Source organism: Neptuniibacter sp. 1_MG-2023, from assembly GCF_030547185.1.
Lineage (GTDB): Bacteria > Pseudomonadota > Gammaproteobacteria > Pseudomonadales > Balneatricaceae > Neptuniibacter.
In genome coordinates this window covers 1-23,199 of record NZ_JAUOQR010000002.1, presented here as the reverse complement: position 1 = coordinate 23,199, position 23,199 = coordinate 1, and the positions used below count along the sequence as shown (strand labels likewise).

At 40.5% G+C, this 23,199-nt stretch carries 22 protein-coding genes; 2 read left to right on the top strand and 20 right to left on the bottom strand.

All coding sequences use genetic code 11. From position 1 onward, the window contains the following. Window positions 1-3 precede the first annotated feature (3 nt). From Q4492_RS02880 to tviB, 15 genes are all read right to left on the bottom strand, one after another. On the bottom strand, window positions 4-1,068 hold the full coding sequence (locus tag Q4492_RS02880) for an N-acetylneuraminate synthase family protein (RefSeq protein ID WP_303415751.1): 1,065 nt from the start codon (window positions 1,066-1,068) through the stop codon (window positions 4-6). Beyond that, entirely contained in the window at window positions 1,069-2,274 is a 1,206-nt protein-coding gene (gene pseC / locus Q4492_RS02875; RefSeq protein WP_303415750.1) for a UDP-4-amino-4,6-dideoxy-N-acetyl-beta-L-altrosamine transaminase, read from the bottom strand. It lies immediately after the preceding gene. Further along, on the bottom strand, window positions 2,271-2,600 hold the full coding sequence (locus tag Q4492_RS02870) for a polysaccharide biosynthesis protein (RefSeq protein WP_303415749.1): 330 nt from the start codon (window positions 2,598-2,600) through the stop codon (window positions 2,271-2,273). The genes pseC and Q4492_RS02870 overlap by 4 nt, the downstream gene beginning before the upstream one ends. Next, window positions 2,567-3,319: an SDR family NAD(P)-dependent oxidoreductase gene (locus tag Q4492_RS02865; protein ID WP_303415748.1), complete on the bottom strand. Its 753-nt coding sequence runs from the start codon at window positions 3,317-3,319 to the stop codon at window positions 2,567-2,569. Before Q4492_RS02865 ends, Q4492_RS02870 begins: the two co-directional genes overlap by 34 nt. Further along, on the bottom strand, window positions 3,316-4,863 hold the full coding sequence (locus Q4492_RS02860; RefSeq protein WP_303415747.1) for a hypothetical protein: 1,548 nt from the start codon (window positions 4,861-4,863) through the stop codon (window positions 3,316-3,318). The genes Q4492_RS02865 and Q4492_RS02860 overlap by 4 nt, the downstream gene beginning before the upstream one ends. A gap of 172 nt (window positions 4,864-5,035) precedes the next feature. After that, window positions 5,036-5,590 carry a sugar transferase gene (locus Q4492_RS02855; protein WP_303415746.1) on the bottom strand — a complete coding sequence of 185 codons (555 nt, stop codon included), beginning with the start codon at window positions 5,588-5,590 and terminating at the stop codon, window positions 5,036-5,038. Beyond that, window positions 5,587-6,528, bottom strand: a complete 942-nt coding sequence (locus Q4492_RS02850) for an NAD-dependent epimerase/dehydratase family protein (protein WP_303415745.1) — start codon at window positions 6,526-6,528, stop codon at window positions 5,587-5,589. The genes Q4492_RS02855 and Q4492_RS02850 overlap by 4 nt, the downstream gene beginning before the upstream one ends. Beyond that, window positions 6,525-7,655 carry a glycosyltransferase family 4 protein gene (locus Q4492_RS02845; protein ID WP_303415744.1) on the bottom strand — a complete coding sequence of 377 codons (1,131 nt, stop codon included), beginning with the start codon at window positions 7,653-7,655 and terminating at the stop codon, window positions 6,525-6,527. Before Q4492_RS02845 ends, Q4492_RS02850 begins: the two co-directional genes overlap by 4 nt. A gap of 99 nt (window positions 7,656-7,754) precedes the next feature. After that, on the bottom strand, window positions 7,755-9,248 hold the full coding sequence (locus Q4492_RS02840; protein WP_303415743.1) for a glycosyltransferase: 1,494 nt from the start codon (window positions 9,246-9,248) through the stop codon (window positions 7,755-7,757). 10 nt (window positions 9,249-9,258) lie between these two features. Then, the gene (locus Q4492_RS02835) at window positions 9,259-10,017 is read right to left on the bottom strand and encodes a hypothetical protein (RefSeq protein ID WP_303415742.1); all 759 of its coding nucleotides are present in this window, start codon (window positions 10,015-10,017) and stop codon (window positions 9,259-9,261) included. After that, the gene (gene wecB, locus Q4492_RS02830; RefSeq protein ID WP_303415741.1) at window positions 10,014-11,099 is read right to left on the bottom strand and encodes a non-hydrolyzing UDP-N-acetylglucosamine 2-epimerase; all 1,086 of its coding nucleotides are present in this window, start codon (window positions 11,097-11,099) and stop codon (window positions 10,014-10,016) included. The genes Q4492_RS02835 and wecB overlap by 4 nt, the downstream gene beginning before the upstream one ends. A gap of 56 nt (window positions 11,100-11,155) precedes the next feature. After that, window positions 11,156-12,241: a DegT/DnrJ/EryC1/StrS aminotransferase family protein gene (locus Q4492_RS02825; protein ID WP_303415740.1), complete on the bottom strand. Its 1,086-nt coding sequence runs from the start codon at window positions 12,239-12,241 to the stop codon at window positions 11,156-11,158. Beyond that, window positions 12,242-13,339 carry a formyltransferase family protein gene (locus tag Q4492_RS02820; RefSeq protein ID WP_303415739.1) on the bottom strand — a complete coding sequence of 366 codons (1,098 nt, stop codon included), beginning with the start codon at window positions 13,337-13,339 and terminating at the stop codon, window positions 12,242-12,244. Between the two features lie 32 nt (window positions 13,340-13,371). Next, a complete protein-coding gene (locus Q4492_RS02815) occupies window positions 13,372-14,313 on the bottom strand; it encodes a Gfo/Idh/MocA family protein (RefSeq protein WP_303415738.1) in 942 nt (313 codons plus the stop codon). A gap of 20 nt (window positions 14,314-14,333) precedes the next feature. Continuing rightward, the gene (tviB, locus tag Q4492_RS02810) at window positions 14,334-15,611 is read right to left on the bottom strand and encodes a Vi polysaccharide biosynthesis UDP-N-acetylglucosamine C-6 dehydrogenase TviB (RefSeq protein WP_303415737.1); all 1,278 of its coding nucleotides are present in this window, start codon (window positions 15,609-15,611) and stop codon (window positions 14,334-14,336) included. 266 nt (window positions 15,612-15,877) lie between these two features. Between tviB and mnmC the strand changes: the two genes are divergently transcribed. Together mnmC and Q4492_RS02800 are read left to right on the top strand one after the other, a co-directional pair. Further along, entirely contained in the window at window positions 15,878-17,830 is a 1,953-nt protein-coding gene (gene mnmC / locus Q4492_RS02805) for a bifunctional tRNA (5-methylaminomethyl-2-thiouridine)(34)-methyltransferase MnmD/FAD-dependent 5-carboxymethylaminomethyl-2-thiouridine(34) oxidoreductase MnmC (protein ID WP_303415736.1), read from the top strand. A gap of 73 nt (window positions 17,831-17,903) precedes the next feature. Next, window positions 17,904-18,545 carry an HPP family protein gene (locus Q4492_RS02800; RefSeq protein ID WP_303415735.1) on the top strand — a complete coding sequence of 214 codons (642 nt, stop codon included), beginning with the start codon at window positions 17,904-17,906 and terminating at the stop codon, window positions 18,543-18,545. On the opposite strand, the gene Q4492_RS02795 is transcribed toward Q4492_RS02800, so the two are convergent. From Q4492_RS02795 to zipA, 5 genes are all read right to left on the bottom strand, one after another. Continuing rightward, window positions 18,514-19,188, bottom strand: a complete 675-nt coding sequence (locus Q4492_RS02795; RefSeq protein WP_303415734.1) for a DUF4126 domain-containing protein — start codon at window positions 19,186-19,188, stop codon at window positions 18,514-18,516. The genes Q4492_RS02800 and Q4492_RS02795 overlap by 32 nt on opposite strands. A gap of 57 nt (window positions 19,189-19,245) precedes the next feature. Then, window positions 19,246-19,458: a YheU family protein gene (locus tag Q4492_RS02790; protein ID WP_067865067.1), complete on the bottom strand. Its 213-nt coding sequence runs from the start codon at window positions 19,456-19,458 to the stop codon at window positions 19,246-19,248. A gap of 16 nt (window positions 19,459-19,474) precedes the next feature. Continuing rightward, window positions 19,475-20,038 (bottom strand): hypothetical protein, encoded by a 564-nt coding sequence (locus Q4492_RS02785; protein WP_303415733.1) that lies wholly within the window; start codon window positions 20,036-20,038, stop codon window positions 19,475-19,477. Further along, the gene (gene ligA, locus Q4492_RS02780; protein ID WP_303415732.1) at window positions 20,035-22,074 is read right to left on the bottom strand and encodes an NAD-dependent DNA ligase LigA; all 2,040 of its coding nucleotides are present in this window, start codon (window positions 22,072-22,074) and stop codon (window positions 20,035-20,037) included. The genes Q4492_RS02785 and ligA overlap by 4 nt, the downstream gene beginning before the upstream one ends. 35 nt (window positions 22,075-22,109) lie before the next feature. After that, the coding region (zipA, locus tag Q4492_RS02775) for a cell division protein ZipA (RefSeq protein ID WP_303415731.1) at window positions 22,110-23,199 on the bottom strand (1,090 nt) is incomplete at its 5' end.

Sequence of the window (23,199 nt, the reverse complement as noted above, 5' to 3'; positions counted from 1 at the left end):
TTATTACCATTCAAGATCATGTAAATTTAAAACATGACCATCTTCTAGATCCTTATTTAGCTTAGCATCCAAATACTGTTCGATCACATCAGGCTGTAACCCCTTACCTGGACGAGAATAATCAATTTCCAAGTCCCTAACCCTCTGACCAGACTTCCCTCCACCAATAATATATGCGGAGCGGCGGCGACCCGCTCTACGATCACTTTCTTCTTTAGAAAGGCGACGACGTGTCCCCCCCATTGCAATTTCCAAATCTCGAATTGCATTAACAAACGCTTCACATTCATGAGGTTCCAGCGACATCACATGCTCTGGACTACGGCAACATCTATCCTCAGTAATCGTTTTTTCCAATAAATTTACGCCCAAAGCCGCAGCCGCAATATCCATATCCCAACCAGAAGTATGATCAGAAAACGCAATAGGACAATTAAACATCTGCTTTAATGTAGTAATTGTTCTTAAATTTATACTTTGCAACCGAGCTGGATAGCCAGATGGACAATGGTGGATAATAAAATTATCGGCACCTTCATCAATTAAAATATCAATCGCCGCTTCAATTTCACCTAATGTTGCATTACCTGTATCAAGCTGAATACAGAAATCGCGTTTGGCAATTTCCCGTAAGAACGGGTGATGATTAATATCCAAAGATGCAACTTTTACAGACTTACAGCCAAGCTCATCAAGTAGATTTAACTCTTCCACATAACTTGCCGTGGCAAAGAAAGTAATACCTAGTTCATCAGCATATGCTTTCAACGCTATCCATTCATGCCTTTCCATACCTCTACGAACCAATACATCACGCAATGGTTCAGAATAGCGTTCAACAATATCAGGTTTTTTTGACGCCAGATAACCGTATTCGACCATCATGCTTGGGTCACGCACCAAGCGTTTAGCATCAAGGATTTGGAACTTAACGGCATCGGCACCTGCATCGGCTGCAGCTTTAACCAAACGCTTTGCTGAATCTAACCCATTATGAGTAGGACCTACTTCAAAAACGATATATATAGGGTTACCATTACCTATTGTTTTTCCTTCTATATTAACCATTTACAACTCCAACTCTTTTAGTAACGCACTCACAACAAGATCCACATCTCTAACCTTCATATTAGGATGTAAAGGAAGGCTTAGCGTCCGAGAATAATATAACTCAGCCCCTGGAAGACGAATAAAACCTTTTAATTTACGATAGTAAGGATGCTGATAAATAGGGATGTAATGAACTTGACTCCCGATACCTTGTTTTTGCAAGGCCTTCATTAATTCAGTTTTAGTTCTCACCGTTGTAGAAAAATCAATCAAAACCACCATCAAATGCCACATAGCTTCACAGCCGTAAACATGTGGCATAGTCTTGATGGTTGAACCAACCCTATTACCCAGTAAAACACGATAACGCTCGACTAGTTCGGCTCTTTTATTTTTGAATAACGGTAACTTTTTTAACTGTGAAATCCCCAAAGCAGCCTGAATATCGGTAATTCGATAGTTAAAACCAAGCTCCTGCATTTCGTAATACCAAGGCGGTATGCCTTCCTGTTCAAACTCACTTTCAAACTTATCACTATCTTTCGTTATGCCATGGGAACATAATAATTTAACTTTTTCTGCAATTTCTTGAGTGTTAGTCGTAACAGCCCCTCCTTCTCCCATGGCAATATTTTTCACAGGATGAAAAGAGAAAACTTCTGCATCAGCAAATCGGCAATCACCTACAGCATAGCTGCCATCTACTGTTTTTTGAGTTGTACCAAAAGCATGACAAGCATCTATAATAACCTTTGCATCATAGACCTTAGCTTCATCATAGATTTCTTCAAGTAAAACCGTTTGACCTGCCAAGTGAACCGGAACTACTGCAACGGGCCCACTACCTCCATGTTCTATCCAATTAGTAACACAGCACCTTAACGTCTCCGGTGTCATCAACCCCGTATCAGGGTCCACATCAACAAACTCAACATTAGCACCACACATTCTGGCCGCATTTGCTGTAGCAACAAATGAGATAGCGGGTACAAATACAGTCCATGCACTATCAACACTTAGTGATAATAACGCAAGATGTAGCGCAGATGTGCCACTATTACATAGAGAAACAAATGTAACACCCAGCTCTTCAGCTATTTCTCTTTCAAGCTCTAGTGCAGTAGGTCCACCAGTAAGAAAGTCACCACGTAATACTTTTTCAACCGCCGCTATATCATCGTCATCTATATATTGTCGACCATATGCATTCAAGTAACTATTCACTCACATCCCTTCGTGGCAACTTGAATTAAATCTAGCAAGTCAGTATCGCTGAACCAATCATCATTATTATCGCTAGAATAACAGAACAACTCATCAACTGGCTTTGCACCATTCTCTCTATAAGAATAATGCCCTGAACTTCTAATATTAGACTCAATTACATATCGATCATCAAGTTCAACAGAAGTCATAGCATCACCCTCACTAATCATGGCTTCATGCAACTTTTCACCTGGACGCATCCCAACTATTTTATGATCACCATCAGGCAGCATCAAGCGGGCAATATCGATCACTTTCGCACTTGGCAACTTAGGAACAAACACCTCCCCTCCCCTCCCCTCATCATATCAAGACTAGAAAGAGAAAAATTGACACCTTCTTCTGCTGTGATAAAAAAACGTGTCATCCTATCATCAGTTATAGGAAGAGCTGTTTCCCCTTTAGCAATTAAATCATGAAAGAATGGAATGACACTTCCTCTAGAACCGACAACGTTTCCATATCTAACAACTGAAAATATTGTACCCTGAGGTTTTCCCATATGGTTAGCTGCAACAAAAATCTTATCTGAAGCTAACTTCGATGCTCCATATAAATTGATAGGGGATACCGCTTTATCGGTGGAAAGAGCAACTACTTTTTCCACTCCAGCGGCGATACTGGCCGTAACAACATTTTCAGCGCCTATCACATTTGTTTTAATACACTCAAAAGGGTTATATTCAGCAATGGGCACATGTTTAATCGCTGCAGCGTGAAAAACATAATTGACACCGGCTAGTGCCATAGTTAACCGTTTTTCATCACGAACATCACCTATAAAAAAACGCAGCATAGGGTATTTGTCATGAGGAAACTCTTGCTCCATTTTATATTGTTTAAACTCATCCCGTGAGTAAATCACAATTCTAGAAACTTTAGTTTGTGTAACAAGCATTTTCACTAATGCTTTACCAAAAGTACCTGTACCACCAGTAATAAGAACTGCTTTATTTTTTAAAAAGCTAAGATCTGGAGTCTGTCCGGATGCGTTAAATCTCACTTTGTACCCCGATTATTCATGAATAAGTTGTTCAAATATTCCAATGTCGATGACACCTGCTTGCCAACATTAGATAATTCGAACTGTTTTTCTAAAATATAGTCATTTGAACATAAAATTTCTTTTAACTCGCCGGAGTTCAAAGCAACTGCAGCACCACCATCCTCAACTATATCATGATGTATCTCAGCCCCTTTTTTAGACCAAAACACCGATTTAATGCCGAAAGGGATAGCCTCCCTAGAGATAGTAGATGACTTTGTTAGAAGAAAGCTAGTACCCATCAATAAATATGGTAAAGGTATACTACTTGCCCAATCTACTAACCCCACATCCACGGATCCTTCCAAAATATCTAATAGCTCATCTTTTCTATCAAGCCCCATAGGGTGCATACGAAATAGCCATTGATAGTCGTTACGTGTTTCTCGGAATACTTCAATAACATGCGAATCTAAAAGCTCATCCTTTCCATACTGCAACGCAACAAGAACAATGGGCTTTTCCTCTGAAAGCAGTTGCACTTTCTCTATCCCTGCCACAATCTCATCCGACATGTTTTCTTTAACAATATCATGCCCAAAACACCAGAAATGATATCCAGGATTCCCCCCGCTTATGGCTTGATGATGGTGACTAATTGTATCATTAACCATCTGTGCAACACTGCCATCCCAACACCAAAAAAAATCAGGTAAAAGCTCATACCCTTCCTCCGGTACATAATTCCAATGTGTACATGCCACATTAAAACGATGCATTCCCCCATGTTGAACATCGACAACAGGTATTCCAAGTTCCTTAGCTGCTGCAACAATAAAAGTACGACCCGTATAACTCGTCAGGTATACCACTTTAGGTGACAAAGACCGAAGAAAAGACATAAATTCTTGCTTCTGAGCTTGAATCATATCTAAACGATATAAAAGCTCTTCTGGATTAACTTTCAATCCAGTTTGACCTAACTTGCGTTCTACCAACCAACACCTAATCAGGACTTTTAACGTATCGTACAGCTTACTTAAACTTTTTGGTTGGCGGTAAGAGTTTTCAAACCTTCTTTTTACTGCTCGCTGGTAACTGAGGCTACCACCTCCTATCAATAAAGAATTCAATTCTTCTTCTGAAGCCCCCAAAACAAGCTTATAGTAACTCTGGTCAGGCAGTGACAAAGCTATACCATCCATCAACGGGGCTGCTCGTTTACCTCCTACAATTGCGTGATGCTCTTTATTTAAAGCAACTATCAATACATCTCGTTGTTCCAAACACGAATAGTCATTTGTACAATCATCGACTGGTTTCACAAACCTTGGCTTTCTACTAGTTAGAGATAAAAGGTAAAAGCGAAGAAAATTCAATACAATAATTGACGCCAACATAATTACTGAAACAGCACCGACTTTATATACGCTCTTATAGCTCCACTGTGAGTACTTCCTATAATAATTCATTTGGAAGCGAATAAGCGGCCAATAATTCAATCCATCTAATCTAAAACGACTAATATTAAGAGAGCATTCCAGCCTCTTAACTTCGCTCATCAACCTCTTTAAACTAAAATCCTGCAGCATAAAAAAACCAATACCTAGCCTGAACATGGCAAATAGTAAACTATCATTCAATAAATAGTATAAAAGCACTATTTATACTTTTTAGTAAATACTTTCTTTATTACTATAAGCAATAAACTAGAAAAAATTCTAACTCGAATTTTTAGTCGGCTTTTATACGATCTCCGCTACCCGCCCCCATGAGCGTTTTAAAAAGAATTCCAACGTAGCTAACGAGTGTTAATTCATCTATCATTCTTTTGTCTGTTTTAGCAATCAGGCATGGGGTAGACATATCAATACCTGAAATTTGGGATAGCCCCGTAATCCCTGGCCTCACACTATATACACCACAAGCCCGTCGTTCAGATATCAACTCAGGTTGATTAAAAAGCCCTGGACGCGGCCCTACCAAACTCATATCACCTCTCAGCACATTCCATAACTGTGGCAATTCATCTAATTTACTTTTCCGCAGGAAATGTCCAAATCTAGTTACCGCATTTATATTCATCAAATGAGTAGCGACAGATGTAGAATTTTTTTTCATGGTTCTAAACTTAACAAGGATAAATGCTTTCTCATTTTTACCTACACGTTCTTGAAAGAACAAAGGGGACCCTGTATCAAAAAGGCCCATAATAAAAAGTAGTATAAATAGAGGAAATAGAAAAAAAACACCTATCAAAGAAATCATTACATCTAAAAAGCGAATCATTTATGTAACTCCTTACTTGCCAAATAGGCTAATCCCTTTTCCATACTTATGGTAGGCTTCCAATTCAACCTTTCACATGTACCCGTAATATCAACCTGAAAAGAACCAGTTAAACTTCTCATCACATTTTTTTTCCCAAAAGCTGCAGCTATTAATAACATGACAGGGACTGGGACTGGAAAAAGGCATAATGGAGACTTGATAGCATCAGCTAGGCGACACATAAGATCCGTAGTAGACACATCTTCACCATCTGAAACAAACAACACCCCCTTCGGAGCAGAAGGATGCTCAAGAGCAGTAAGAATAAAGTCAGTAAGGTTGTCTATCGACACAAATGAGCGGAGGTTATGAATCATGCCAAACGGGAGTGGGTACCGTCTCTTAATAAGCGCAACAAGAGCAGAAAAGTTGCCTTTCGCATTCTGACCATAGACCATAGGGGGGCGAATCGTTACTACATCTAAGCTAGAATTAGCTGCTATATGATTTAACCCTATCTCAGCTTCATGTTTTGATACCGCATACGCACCAACAGGTTCTGCCGGTGTATGCTCGGTAATTGGATCATTCATAGCTGTCGTTTCGCCATTAACCTTTAATGAACTAATAAATACAAATCTATCTACACCTGCCATCGCTGCCTGTTGAGCAAGATTTAAGGTGGCTGCTGTATTTACAGCTCTATAACTTTCAAGACTTCCAGTTGTCCCATCACCTGCTTTTCCTGCAGTATGAATAACAATATCGATACCTTCTAATAGCCCCCTCCAATCACTATTGGCATCAAAATCATCTACAAACTTAACTCCGTCAATATCTATAATAGAGCCTTTCCTAACAACAGGAATAACGTTATATAAAGTTGATGAGGCTAATGCATCATAAATGGCAGATCCAACGAACCCATTAGCACCAGTTAATAAAATAGTTTTCATGACCTAGAATTTACTAATAGCATCACGTCTTTGGCCATTTCTGTCATAATCTTTTCTCTGGAAAACTGATTAATAAATTCATCTCTTCGAATATTGGCAATCTCTAAACAATCCAATCCATCCAGAGCAGCCTGCGAATTACATGGCTCAAAAACTTGAGCATTGGTTATATTATTGTTAATAAACTCCGCAGGGTAACCTTCCACACCAGCCAAAATGGGTTTACCTAAGGCAGCATACTCGAATATTTTTGAAGGCAAAGCCTTCAGAAAGACAGGCAAATTATTTAAATGCAAAAACAATACATCTGCATCTTGATACTCTTTAAGCAACTCTGTTCTACTTAATGGTTTTATCATTAGTACATTATCACATTGCTTTCTCTGCAACGCATCCAACAAACAATTTGACCGGCCACCATCGCCAATGATTTTAATGACTGCTTTCCCTCTCAGCCTAATCGCCATCTCTGGAATAATATGATCTAACCCCTGCCCATAACCAATATTACCTGCATAAAGAATCGTTAAAATATTTCCTTTATTAAATGTTCTGCTCCTTTCAGAGGAGTAGCCTTGCGTCATAAATTCCGCATCAATACCATTAGTATAAGTTTTGAATAAAACACTAGGGTACTGGTCCAAATAATAAGGAACAAAACCAGGCGAAACCAAGTTAACCCAGCCAGCCCTACTAAATGCCCATCGTTCAATACAGCTTAAAGGGTATTTAAGTGCCCACTTAAACCGCTTAGGTAAAACATCAACAATGGTATCAACAAAGGGGTCTCTTATATCTAAACAAAGCATGCTCCCTTTGAATGTAGCTATCAAAGCGGAACTAAATGCAGTCATCAATCTTGACGAGCTTCCAAATACCAAATCATATTTTTTACCTTTTATGTATTTAAATACACCATACATAAAACGTAGATAAGCAAATGACTGATCTACCATACCGCTTTTGTGTTGAGGGATTTCAATACGATGAATATTCACGTTACCTACTTTCTCAACCGTTAAAAAATCAGCACTATAGCTTGAATAACGGTTAGGCGCAGTTGTAACCACATCAATCACACAATCTTGAGGCAACATAGATGATAATGCATCCACGAAAGCAGTCATGCGAAAAGACCCGGCGGAAAGGTCTGGTCGAAAATACAAACTAATGACAAGAATTCTCACCTTAAAATACATCTCATCTGTGAAAAGTTATAGCAAGCCTCAAGCTTTATTCCGCAATATATCATCATAAAGCGAGACCAAGCCCTTTTCATATTTTCCCCAAGACTGTTCTTTTGCAAACACTCGACAATTATTTTTATACAACTGAATTTTTTCATCACTTAGCATTAAATGGATTGCAAATTCACTTGGGATTACAGGTTCTTCAAAAATTTCACCTATACCATTACTAGTAACTATCCTACTGAGTTCAACCCTCGGCGAGGCCATTATAGGAACTGCTGCATTAGGATATTCCCACAGTTTATTCGGTGTACAATACTTGTGATTTAATCCATGATCTTCATATGGAATAACACCGACAGTTGCACCAGATGTCCAACAAGCCAATTCGCTCTGTGGTGCAGCGTCTATGCATTTAACTTTATTAGGGGTTTTTCTTGCCTGCTCTTCGATTTTATCTTGAAGCTTACCCCACCCCATAAAAACTAAACACCAGTTATTTTTAAGGTACTTTGATGCTAAAAGTAAGTTATTTATACCTCGATGATCCGTAAAGCCACCTTGAAATAAAATAATTTTAGTTTCACTGGACAACCCGGTTGCTTTATGTAAACGACCGTCGTATTGAGTTTCACCTACATAACGGGTTGCATTCATCACTACTAGTGCATTAGGTAGTAAAGGGTATCTTTTTTTATAGATTTCAGAAAAACTCTCACTAATAGTAATAAAACCATCAACATGTTTCTGTGAAAACCAATGAATACACTTATACAGTAATTTGGTAACCGGCATCACACCAACAGCATCCTCATATAATTCATGAGCGTCGTATATAAGTGGAATACCATACTTTTTGGAGAACGCGACCCCTAAAGGTAAAGTAGATATATCATGAGCATGTATTACATCAGGCTTTAAAGCTGGTAGAAGAGGCTTGCTCCCCGCATAATGACCATAAATTGCGCCATTTTTTCTTAAAAACAATGCCACAGCACTTAGCTTAAATAAACGAATGTAGCTAACAATTTTAAACAGATATCTAGTGGCTGTTATAAATCGGACCAAAAGCCCTGAGCTGTTATTTTTATCTTCATCAAGTTTAAGATATCTTTGCCTATACCTTAAATACCTTTTAGCCGCTTTTAGAGTACTCTTAAGCCCCCAAAATATTAAGAAAAAATAAAAAGCACAAGCCATCACATAGCCAAAATCGGATATAGTATAATCCAATAAACGCTCAAAATACCCCGAAAGGGTAGCAAGAGGAGCGTTAAATAAAACGACAAATGCTAGTAAAACAAAAAAACAAACTTTAACAAAAAACTCTAACCCATATGCATACACTTTTGAATCTACACGATAAACATCAACTCCCGAAGGGAGTTTTTCATACTCTGTTGAAAACTCTCCAGACTGCACACCAACAACAGAAACCTCATACCCCTGATTAACGAGGGTTTCCGCTTCTTTAAGGACCCTTGCATCCTTAACTACGGGGTTTCTCACAAACATACATATTCGTTTCACAACATTTCCCTTAATTCTTTATTCCATTTATTAAAAGAGCAACCTCTGCATCACGCAGAAGAGTGAGCAACTGCCCTGCACTCGTCAAAACAATGCGTCCAATTACAACAATACCCATTGCTGTGTACAAACCCGTACCCTGTTCAGCCATCCAGATAAGAACTACACCTAATACTATTGCACCGGCCGCCCTATTATAATTCAAAGCCTTATATCTAGCCTTTTCAACATCGTACTTGCTTAACTTCACTTCAATGTTTTCAACTTTCTTTTTTCGAAACACAATCACACCGAAGGATATTAACACCACCCCAACAACAGCAATAAAAGGATTCAAAATAAGAATACCAACAAAACCAAATACAACTACCCAAAACGGTCTTATCGCAAGAAATAGACTTCGTAACGCCTTACCAGCATGAACATTTTCACAATTTTTTCTATCGGCCTCACCGCGTTTCGAGAATGCAACTTTTGATACGCGCAAACGCACAAAGTTCTCTACGAACGTAGCTAAGCTAAATGCGAATATAAATGCAACAACAAACAAAATGGACAAGAAGTTTTGTTCCGGATCGAGTGATACTCCAATACGCTCAAGTAAAGGAAAAATACTCCCCGACAACACCTTTAGATACAATAAAACACAAGCCAAACTAACGTATTGTAAGAAAACAGAAGAAATACTTAACATCGAAAACAACATAAAATCGTATCGATATGCTTTATAGGAAGCCCTTGCAAAGGCCAATAGCCCCATAGTTTTCAAAGAGCACCTACATATTCCGCTATATATTTAGCAGACCGTCCATCGCCATATGGTTTTTGATCAAAATCACACTCAATCCCCTTCAAAATTTCGTCAAAGGAAGCAATGATTCGCTCTTTGCTTGCTCCAACTAAGCTATTTGCTCCAATTTCGACAGTTTCAACCCATTCTGTTTCTTCTCGCATAGTGATACAAGGAACACGATAGAAAAAAGCTTCTTTTTGGACTCCACCAGAATCGGTAATCATAACTTCTGCATTTTTTAACAAACTAACCATATCCATATATGAAACTGGCTCAATTAACTTCACTTTACTCGAAAGGCTCGTTAGTAAACCTGCTTTTTTAGCAATTAAGTTTGTTCTAGGATGGATAGGAAATACAACAAGAGAAGATTTAGCAATATGGTTCAATGCATCAAAAATACCTTTTAAGCTTTCAAAATCATCGGTATTTTCTTGTCGGTGACATGTAACTAACACATAGTTTTTACTTACCAAACCCAATGAAGACAGTAGCCTATCATCAGTAGTTAATTCATTCCCAAACAACAGCGCAGCATCGTACATAATATCACCCACATTATGTACTCCATCTCGGACAGCTTCTGCTTCGAGGTTAAGCACCGCTTGTTCAGTCGGGCAGAATAAAAATCGAGAGAGTCTATCCGTAATAATCCTATTTACTTCTTCAGGCATATTCATATTAAAAGAGCGCAAACCCGCCTCAACATGCGCAATAGGAATATGACACTTAGCGGCCACTAAAGCCCCTGCTAGCGTGGAATTTGTATCTCCATAGACCAATAACACATCCGGCTTTTCTTCCAGAACAACAGATTCAAGAGATTCCATCATCCGCCCAGTCATTGCACCATGACTTCCGCCATTAATATCAAGGTTATATTTAGGTTTTGGGATGCCAAGCTCATTAAAAAAGATATCAGACATCCTTGAATCATAATGCTGCCCAGTATGAACAATAGTCTCAGATATACCATGATCACAGGATACAAGTTCTCTTGAAAGCACAGCGCCTTTCACAAACTGCGGTCTTGCTCCCAGTACAGTAAGCATTTTCATACTAAATTCCTTTAAATTTTTTCACAAAATCACACCTGATTCGGCGCAAAGAGATATTATCCAAAAAAAGATACGGCTGATATCACCCGTTCAACAGATTCGCGATCTAAATAAGCATGAAAAGGTAAACTTATAACTTCAGATGCAGCTTTCTCTGCATTTTTTGCATTACAAGTCATATCCTTAGTAGCTAATTGCTGATGAACTGCCTTTGGATAATGTATAGCATAAGGTATCCCCTCATCTCGAAGCTTACCTTCAAACTGCTTCCGGTTTTCCACTCTGATCGTATATTGAGCCCACGCAGACTTATTGGGACTTTCGATCTTGAGTAAATTCACTGAACTTAAATCTAAAAACGATTCATTATAGATATTCGCCAACTCTTCCCGCTTTAAGATCTCGGCATCCAGCAAAGGGAGCTTAGCCAACAAGATAGCGGCTTGCAGTGTATCCAGCCTACTATTTACACCTATTCTGACGTGATTATATCTCTCTTTTTGACCATGATTGGCAATCTGCCTCAAAACCTTAGCGAGCTCAGGGTCAGAAGTAAAAATTGCCCCGCCATCTCCATAACAACCTAGAGGCTTACTTGGAAAAAAGCTCGTACATGCAATCGTAGTCTGGCTACAAGAACGATAACCATTACGTCTCGCACCAAAACTTTGTGCTGCATCTTCTATAATTGGTATATTGTACTTTTCAGACAACTGATTTAACGCTAAAAAATCAGAGCACTGGCCATATAATGAAACAGGTATAATTGCTTTTGTTTTTCCTGTAACTGCTTTTTCTACTGATTCTATATTAAGTAAACAAGTATCTAAGTCTATATCAACATAAATAGGCTTCGCACCAAGCAGAACTACCGTTTCAGCTGTAGCTATATAGGTAAATGCGGGCATGATTACTTCATCACCAGCACCAACACCAATCGCCATCAAGGCAATCTGCAAAGCATCTGTGCCATTCGCACATGAAATACAATATTTTGCTTCCGAAAAGTCAGATAACGCTTGCTCTAGCTCCTTAACTTCTGGTCCATTTATGTATTGACCATGCGCTAAAACTTTCGCAATACGTTCATTTAGCTGACCTTTGATTAACATCTGCTGCGCGTTCAAATCAATAAAATTCATTTAATTATACCCATCCAAATACGCAGCAAGTACGTCATCGCCAAACTCATTCACATAATCAAATATATTTTTCCCAAAAACATCTTGATGAGAAACTTTTGCACCAGCGTCTAGCAGCAGATTCAAAACAGCATAATCGGCATCAACTTTATTCACTAAAGCAGTTTTAGCATACATCAACACACTCGTTCCCTTGTTAGCAGTAGCATTAGGATCAGCACCTAACTCTAACAATATACGAACCAACTCCCTTTGCTGATTAAAAGCAGCTACTATTAAAGGGCTCCAACCTTCAATCGTTCGGCTCTCAATTAAGCTAGGAAAATCCTTTAATAAAGATACGAGCTCTTTTTCATTCCCTTCTATACAAGCTTCAAACAACTGACGTTTACATTGCTGCAATACACGCGTGCTTCTCCAAATTGGGAAGCGATTTAATAATTTAAATTTATGTTCGCAGTCCATTGGATCATTTTTATATGGTCTATCAATCGGATAGGATTGGACATTATTCGACGCCCAATCAGTGACAAAACGACGTAGAGCAATCAACTGAGTTCTGTATATATTTTCCTGCAGATCCTCTATTGAGTCATCCGCTGCCACTTTAACAACATCAAATGAAACGAAATGCCCAGCATCAACTTTAGCATCTATAAAATGCGTAGTGACGCCTGGATCTATATCCTTTTCGATTGTGTAGAAAAGCGCATCCAACCCTGATGTTTCAGGTATTTTCCCAGGATGGAAATTAACAATCCCATCCTCAAAAGATTCAACAATCGGTTGCTTAAGAATTCTAGCACCAGCGACTATGCCAAGGCTTGCCCCACATTCCCGAACAATTCCAACCACCTCGTCAACTTGAGAGTGCTTTTTCTCGACATATTTGAAACCTAACCTTTCACAAAGCACCGACGTATCAAAAGGTTCCACAGTAACAAGAGGCTTACGAAAATATGTATTTCTATCAACAGCCCCCAACTTTTGAAAAGGGGCTGCAATAACAATAACATCGCGCAGCCCGGCCAAAGCTAATTCAACAAGAAAATCATGAGTTTTTCTGTGCGGAAAGGCGTATGCAAAAACAACAATCATAAATAAGATCTTCGATTAAACTATAAAAAAATTTACATCTTACTACATAAGGGGTGCTTATGAAGATTTGAAGTGCTTAGACTGGCTTTTCGCAGATGCTCTACCGTCACAATCGCTGCTCGATTATCCTCTATACCGTAACCATCGCCACTCAGAACACGCAAATAGCTCTGCGTATGCAGATCCGTAAACCCTCCAGAAAACTCCAACTCATCACCTTCAATATTAATACTTCGGAAAGTTAGCTTTTCTCCTTGAATCGCGTTCTCCGGCAAGTGATTAGCATCAATAGACAAAAACCAACGAACCCGTGCCCGCTCATACTCTAAATAGCCTGAAGCGGTCTTCTCATCACGATAATGCACTTCATTTTTTAAAATATCTCCAAAAACAAAATGCAGCATATCGTAAAAGTGCACACCTATATTTGTTGCAACACCGCCCGACTTTTCATCAAATCCTTTCCAAGATTTTAAGTACCACTTACCGCGGGAGGTAAGGTAAGTAAGGTCGACATCAAATACTTTATCAACAGGTGCAGCATTTACTTTATCCCTAAGCGCTATGATGGAAGGGTGCAACCTAAGCTGAAGAATAGAATTTACTTTTGCACCGTATTCTTGTTCATACCGATGTAACACATCTAAATCTGAAGCATTTAAAACCAGTGGTTTTTCACAAATAACATCAATGCCATTTTGCAATGCAAACTTCATATGAGGTAAATGAAGGTAGTTAGGGGAACAAACGGCGATATAATCTAAGCTTTCGCCCTTTAGCTTTAAGTCCTCAACGAAACCAGAAAACTTTTCAAACTCAGTAAAAAATTCAGCATTAGGAAAGTGACTATCCATAATTCCCACTGAATCATTTATATCCATTGCTACAACAAGCTCATTGCCTGTTTCTTTAATAGCCTTGAGATGGCGAGGAGCTATATAACCTGCAGCACCAATCAATCCGAATCTTTTCATTTTTACCTCTAAAACAGTCATTACAGACGTAAATCAGAACAACCTGTTGGTAGTACATATTTTACATCATAAAGAACATGATTTTTCTTGCCGAGTGCTCGAATTTTCTCCTCACCCCACAACTTAAATTCCTGATGATCGACAGCTAAAACGATTGCATCGTATACACCGTTATCCAGTGTGGCTGTTAGTTCCACACCGTATTCATGTTTAACCTCATCCGCATCAGCCCAATCATCATAGACATCCACTTGCATATTGAAGCTTTTCAATTCATCAATCATATCTATAATTTTGGTATTACGGACATCAGGACAGTCCCCTTTAAATGTAAAACCCAACACCAATACTTTGGCTTCATCGATATGAATCTTTTTCTTACTAACGGCCTTAACTAACTCAGTCGCAACATAAGCTCCCATACCGTCATTAATTCTTCGCCCAGCTAAAATAACTTCTGGCTGGTAACCCACTTCTTTAGCCTTATAAGTTAAATAATAGGGATCGACACTTATGCAATGCCCACCGACAAGTCCCGGTTTAAATGGTAAAAAATTCCACTTAGTACCTGCAGCATCAAGTACTTCCTGGGTATCAATGCCCAGCCGATTAAATATTTTAGCGAACTCATTAATGATTGCGATATTTAAATCTCTCTGTGTATTCTCAATCACTTTAGCCGCTTCAGCTACTTTAATAGAACTCGCCTTATGGGTCCCTGCGGTAATTATACTTGCGTACAACTCATCCACTAAATCAGCAACAGCAGGTGTAGAACCAGAAGTTATCTTTAAAATTTTGGTTAAGGTATTAACCTTATCACCCGGATTTATACGCTCTGGGCTATAGCCCACAAAAAAATCTTGATTAAATATTAAGCTAGAGAGCCTCTCTATGATCGGCACACAGACTTCTTCAGTTGCACCGGGATAGACAGTGGATTCGAAGATAACAATGTCTCCTGGTTTAATCACCCCCCCTAACATCTCAGAAGCTTTTTCTAAAGGCGTCAAGTCTGGTGCATTGGTATCATCAATAGGTGTTGGTACAGTAACTATATAAGTGTTGCACCCTTTCAATATGGATACATCGGACGAATATGAAAGTCGACTTGCTGATTTAAGCATATCATCCTCTACCTCTAGCGTAGAATCATGACCATTTTTCAGCTCATTCACTCTTGCTTTATTAATATCAAAACCGATGACATCTCGATATTTACCGAATTCTACAGCTAAGGGCAATCCAACATAGCCAAGTCCAATAACCGCCAATTTGATATCTTTAAGCTCTTTCATTATCGACCTATTAGTAAGAAAAATCATTTTTTTGAATTTCGCAATTCGACCTTAAACGGAAAGAATTCAATAACAATCTATTTAGTAGTAAGTAAATATAGATAATTAACTAAAACAATCGTTACTTTAATTCTATAGAAAGCACGCTGTAACTATCCGGGCGCAAATTGTAGCTTATAGCCTTACTAACCTCTAGACTTACAGTACAAATACAGCATATTCTGCCATCCAAACCTAATAACTACCTATAGCCTAAACTTACGATTGTGATTACTTGCGCTGACATCTTTTGGAAAAACGACACCCCTTATTCAACAGGTTTTGATGATTTCTACTTCAATACAGAACAAAGTTTTGAAGATAGCTTGTATGTTTATATAAACGCTAACAACCTACCTTCACGACTCAACGCTGTACCAAAACGATTGACCATCGCTGAAACAGGGTTTGGAACGGGGCTAAATTTTCTACTTACTGCGCAGCAATGGTTGAATAAAAGCTCTAATGGACAACAACTTCATTTTATCTCCGTGGAAAAGCAACCACTAAGCCATAACGATTTAAAACGCGCCCTTCATCAATGGAAAGACTTCGAACCTTTATCATCAAAGCTATTAAACCAATACCCCTTAGCATGCCAAGGCTTCCATCGACTTTCCTTTCCTGATGAACGAATCACATTAACTCTGATTTTTGGAGATGCTTTAGATAGCTATAAACAACTCAAAGCCTCTATTGATGCCTGGTACTTAGACGGCTTTTCACCGTCCAAAAACCCAGAGATGTGGAGCCCTGAACTTTTTCGCGAAATTGCTCGATTAAGCAAACCCGGCACAACCTTCTCAACATTCACATCAGCTAGCGTAGTCAGAAGAGGATTGCAAGCTGTAGGTTTTGAGGTTAGAAAACAACCCGGCTTCGGAAAAAAACGCGAAATGTCTTTAGGCACATTCATCGAAAATAAAGCGCCAACTCTAGATACAAAACCTTGGTTTTCAATCCCAAAATCGGAACAGCCTACTGAAGTTACTATTATTGGCGGGGGGCTTTCTGGCTGCTCCACGGCCTACTCTCTTGCACAGAGAGGGATTAAGGTAAGGCTCATTGAGAAAGAACAGCATTTAGCAACAGCAGGATCAGGTAATCGGCAAGGGGCACTTTATGCCAAGCTACCTGTCAGCCCTACGAAACAAGGCGAACTGCATCTGACCGGTTTTTTACATACCGTTAATCTACTTAAACGGAAAGACCCCGAGCAATCCTTTTGGTCTCAGTGTGGCGTAGCGCAGCTAGCGACTAAAGAAAACGAAAAAAAACGACAACAGGAATTAATTGATAACAGCCATTATCCTGATTCCCTAGTACAACATAAATCAGATATCGAATTATCGGAGATTAGTGGTTCTGTCGTATCCAGTAGCGGTTTATTTTTTCCTACAGCAGGCTGGGTGTCACCTGTAGACTTCTGTCATCTATTAGCCGCCCACCCTAATATCTCTATTGAGCAACACGATATAACAAATATCGAACAGATCGATCACCTATGGAATTTAACCACCAGCAACAGTAAGCACTTACATTGCTCTCACTTAATTATCTGCAATGCGGAATTAGCTAATCAATTTAAACAAACTGAACATCTGCCGTTAAAAGCTATTCGCGGACAAGTATCGATTACTGAAGATAGTGCAGATTTACCGCAACTAAGGACGGTTGTTTGTGGCGAAGGCTATATCTCTCCAGCACAGGGAGGAAAATATTGCTTTGGCGCTACATTCGATCTGAAGGGCAAACAACGTGACGTTACTCAATACGACCATAATAAGAATCTAGAAAAACTGGAGGATGCTCTACCAGAATTTCATAACGCGCTTATCCGTAAAAAAGAGCCGCTCACAGGAAGAACCGCTTTTCGCTGTAGTACACCCGATTATATGCCCGTTGTCGGTCCAGCCCCTGTATTTTCGGATTATATTGAAGCCTTCGGACGTCTGAGAAAAGATAAAAATTGGCGTTTTGATGGCATCTGTCCTAGCCATTACCCCAATCTATATGTAAATACAGGCCATGGATCCAAAGGGCTAATTACTTGTCCGATCTCAGCTGAACTATTAGCGTCTATGATCTGTAATGAACCTTTACCTCTCCCCAAGACTCTAATAGATGCAGTGAACCCAGCGCGGTTTATTATCAAGAACTTGATAAGACGGGCGATATAAGTAAAGAGCATGTATGTTAAGCTAAAAAGCACAGATCGGTTAGTATTTGAACAAACACAGATATGGAGCGGTTATGACACTTTATGTATACGACCACGGCTATCGCATACAAACACCAAAGGAAGCCCTCTTTCCTAAACAAGGTGTCGACTCTCTATCGAAAAGCCGCCATATACATCGAACTGCAGACAAGGAAGATCGACTACACTCCGATGGTGAAAAGTTCATTATCCCCGGCCCCGGAAAACCCAATCAAAACAAAGATCCAGCCACCCTTGCATATACAGCTAATGCTGAAGAAGCTGAACCCCAGAACGAAAGCGCTCAGCTTACTGTATCAACGATCATGGTATCCCCAGTACATACAATATCGCCCAATGTTACCGTCAGTACCGCTTGGAAAAGGATGCTGAGCTTAGAGATTAGCCACTTAGTCATTGCCGAAGAGGATAAACGGCCACTAGGCTTAATATCGAAGACAGATTTAATCGAGGCGGGAACCGATTCACTCACTCTTATTAGTGACATTTATTCTAAACAACTGATCGCTGCAACACCTGAAACCTTAGTTCAAAGTGTTGCCATTAACTTTATCGACAACGAAATAAACTCTATACCTGTTGTAAATAATAACGATGAGATAGTGGGCATTGTTTGCCGCACAGATTTATTAAGACTCCTTGTCAGCGGAGCTCATTTGGAGCGCTGGGTTTAGTCGGAAAAGACGTTAAAGGCGGTTGCTCCTTATCTTTACCACTGCCAAATAACCCTGCTATAAAGCGGAAGACTTTTTTGATACCTCGCCAAAGTTTTGGCAACAACCAAATCAATAAGATGATAAATACGACCAACCCTACCAAGAACCAAACAGGATGGTTAAGTGCTGCCCATAAACCACCCAGCACTAATAAATCTTCACTTATAGACGCAGTCCAATTAGTCACCGGTTCGGGAGAGGTATTTATCAAAACACGACTTCCCGCCTTAGCGGCATGACTTCCCGCCGCTAACGTCCCACCGACAAGAGCTGCGGCTAATTCGACAGGTACAGACATATCACCTACAGCACCCGCTGCTAGCACAGCCCCCGCAGGTATTCGGATAAAGGTATGCAGCCCATCCCAGCCAGTATCAACACCAGGAATCTTATCGGCAAAAAACTCGACAAAATACATAAAGCCCGCAGCCATTAAGACTAACGGATCAGCAACAACTTGAAGCTCTTCAGGCAGTGCGATATGCCCCATATTATTGAGCATGCCCAACATAAATATGGTTGCATAAAGATTAATCCCACTGGCCCAACCAACACCCATTGTCAGCGCAATAAGGCTAATAGTTTGCTCAAGCTGATCCATTTGACGACCTCTTTTTGATTAGGCTCAGCAGAAAAAACTATTACAGGCCGGCCCAGTTCATAACATATCTTTATGAACTATATTACAAAGGCCTTTACTCTCGCTGAACAAAATCACGGCATCACCTGAACGTAACTTACCTCTAACTTGCTCCACTTTAGCTGACAGAGAGATCTCATTATCACCATAATCAGTGCCATCACGGCTAACAAACTCTTCAATTAATGCATTGAGCGTATCGGGTTCAAGCTGCTCATAAGGAATGATCATTAAGACTTATCCACAGTTACCAAAGTTTTAACTTGTTAAACCAGCTTTCACCTTGCCACTGCCCTTTACATGCATGTAACTCATTTGACCAACGTTGCGCTCTTAGCTGGATACCTTTAGCTTGCTGCGCCAGTTCTGGGTATTTATCGGCTTCAAAACGATGGTAACCACCATGCCCTAACCTCAATGCAAGATAGTGTTCACCAGCGTCTTGCCAGCCAATATGATTTCGTTTAACACTTTGCTGAGTGAACCAACCGATAAAATCAACTGCATCATCAGGGATCTGTGGCGAAGCATCCCAGCGTTCACTCCGTATACGATACTCTTCCCAATCAGCACTGCGAGGCCTTACATGTTTTTTATCAAGATCAGACAAAGGCAATTCGAGCAGCGCCAAGGAGAGAGATATAGGCGTGCCATATTTCTGCTCGGCCAGTACAGCAGGCTCGACCCACTCATCATTATCATCCAGCTCATCACAAATCAGTAACGCAGGTTGAGTCGAAGCTCCAAAGCAACCACTCAATAGAAACACTAAAATAGGCAGAACCAATAATGCCTTCTTAGAGATCATCATACTTCAACCACTCCATGTTGTTGGAGAAAGGCTACAAACTGCTCTTCATCCATTGTTTCAATACCCAATTCAGATGCTTTCTTTAATTTAGAACCAGCCCCAGGACCCGCAACAACACAATCCGTTTTAGCAGAAACACTGCCCGCCACTTTTGCGCCTAATGCCAGTAGATATTTTTTAGCATCACTGCGTCCCATCTGCTCAAGCTTACCAGTTAATACCCATGTTTTACCCGCTAAAGGTAGCGCTTCCAGTTCCACCGGCTCAATAGCATCCCAATGAACCCCCGCTTTTTCTTTATCCAGTAGATCCGCGATCACTTCTCTATTATGAGGTTCAGCAAAAAAGCCGATAATATGTTTCGCAACAATAGGACCTACATCAGAGACCTCCAATAGCGCCTCTTCAGTTGCTGCCATCAAAGGATCTAAATCACCAAAATGCATTGCTAATGCTCTAGCGGTAGCCTCGCCAACTTCACGAATACCTAACGAGTAAAGGAAACGGGAAAACTCTGTCTCTTTACTCGCACTTATCGCTTTTACTAAATTCTCAGCTGACTTTGGTCCCATCCGCTCAAGTGTTGATAACTGCTCCACCTTCAGTTGATATAGTCCTGCGGGATTATGGAGCAGATCCAGATCGACTAACATCTCAATCAATTTATCACCTAAGCCGTCTATATCCATCGCTTTACGGGAGGCAAAATGCTTTAACGCTTCCTTCCGCTGAGCGGCACAGTAAAGGCCACCAGTACAACGCACTACGGCTTCGCCTTCAAGACGTTCAACATCAGAGCCACAAACAGGACAAGCCTCTGGAGCAGCAACAGGCACGGTGTCATCAGGCCGTCTTTCCTCGATTACACGCACCACTTGAGGAATAACATCACCGGCGCGACGAATAATAACACTATCGCCTACACGCACATCTAAACGCTCAACTTCATCCATATTGTGCAAGGTAGCATTAGAAACCGTAACACCACCCACAAAAACGGGCTGAAGGCGAGCAACAGGTGTTACAGCACCTGTACGACCGACCTGAAACTCAATTGCTCGAACAACCGTCAACTCTTCTTGGGCAGGAAACTTATGCGCTATCGCCCAACGAGGCGCGCGAGAAACAAAACCTAAGGTTTTCTGTAATGCCAAATCATTGACTTTAAAAACAACGCCATCGATCTCATAAGGAAGCGAGTCTCGCAACGCCGCTACTCGAGTGTAGTAATCAAGACAACCTTGAACGCCTTTAACTTCTTCAAGCAGCGGATTTAACTTAAACCCCCAAGTTTTTAGCTGACGTAGGATAGCTGCATGGCCATCTGCAAGCTCACCCCCTTCAACAACCCCTACGCTATAACTACACATCTCCAAAGGACGTGATGCGGTTATTCTCGGATCCAACTGACGCAAACTACCAGCGGCTGCATTTCGAGGGTTTACAAAGGGCTTGTCACCTCGCTGCTCTGCACGGGTATTTAAAGCGTTAAAACCCGCCTTTGGCATGTAGATTTCTCCACGTACTTCTAGTCGCTGAGGGTAATCAGATCCTGAGAGTTTAAGAGGAATTGTAGGTATAGTCCGCACATTGAGAGTGATATCCTCTCCCGTTGAACCATCTCCACGGGTTAGACCTCTAATAAGCAAACCCTCTTCATAGAGTAAACTAATTGCGATTCCATCTAGTTTAGGCTCACAGGCATAGCCAATCTCTGTATCAGCAGGGTAATTTAATCGCTCAACAATTCGACGGTTAAATTCCTCCATATCTTCAGCATTAAACGCATTATCTAAAGACAGCATAGGTAACTCATGCTTAACTTGATTAAATGCAGCTAAAGGCGCACCGCCCACTCTTTGAGTAGGTGATTCAGGGGTAATTAAACTAGGATTTTCAGCTTCTAATGATTTGAGCTGCTGAAACAAACGATCATATTCCGCATCAGGAACCTCTGGATCATCCAGAACATAATAACGATAGTTATGATGATTTAGCTGCTCGCGCAACTGCTTTAGCTGCTGTTCAATAGACACGATGAAAACTCGACTCAAGAAAGAAGAAACGCGGCTTATCGGCCGCGTTTTTTAAGATTTTTCATTTCAAAATCACGTACACGCTGGCGATAATGTTCCATAGTTTGGGTCCGCAAGACCGATCGATTTTCATCGAGCATCTCCCCACCTAAATGCTTAGCGACTGTCTCTGCTGTTGCCAACATACACTCAAAAGCATCCATAACATCGCGAGGCTCTTCCATAGACATAAAGAACATAACTGCTTTCGTACTTAAACTCTGCGCATCATCGGGATCAAAGGTACCTGGCGGTAAAGCATTAGCCATACTGAACTGAACCGCACTAAGTCCTTCCTCATCTTCAAAACGATGGTAGATAGACATATCACCGAAACTCATACCACAAGCATCGATGATCTTTTGTAATACAACGCCATCAAACTGATCTGTCGATTTAGCAATAACCGATATGATTAATACATTTTCGGGATCTGGCTCTTTTTCTAATACTTTGCGTCTAGAAGGCGCCTCTTTAACTGGCTCATCAACCACTGGAGCCGACTCCCAAGGTTCGTCTTTTTCATGCAGATCTACTGACACAAGATCCTTATCGCGTTGGGATGCTTCAGCACTGCTCTTTTCAATAGGAACAGCTTTATCCTGTTTAGATTCCGCTTGAGGTGCATCAGCAATAGAAGCCGGCTGCTCACCTTTAACAGAGGTACGTTTAAAGGATTTATCCTCAGTCACTGGAGACTTTGTCAAACCATCATCTAAAGCAGAACCCAAGGTTAAACCCGCAAACGGATCAGTTGGCGCTTCAGGTTCCTCTTCGGGAAATTCAAATGTCAGCGTTGCTTGTGCGCCAGAGTCGCTATCAACTGGCGTTGTATCCTCAACACCTGCTAAATCTAGCTCTGGGAAAGCATCCGGTTCCTGATGCTCATCTTTGTGATCCAAATTAGTTTCATCTCCTATCTCTGTCATAAGGACAGTGATAGGTTTTTCAAAATCAATCTCTTCTTCCGCTACTTCAGGGATAAGCGTAGGTTGCCATTCGGTTTTCTTCAGTTCTGGCTCTGGCTCTGGCTCTGGCTCTGGCTCTGGCTCTGGCTCTGGCTCTGGCTCTGGCTCTGGCTCTGGC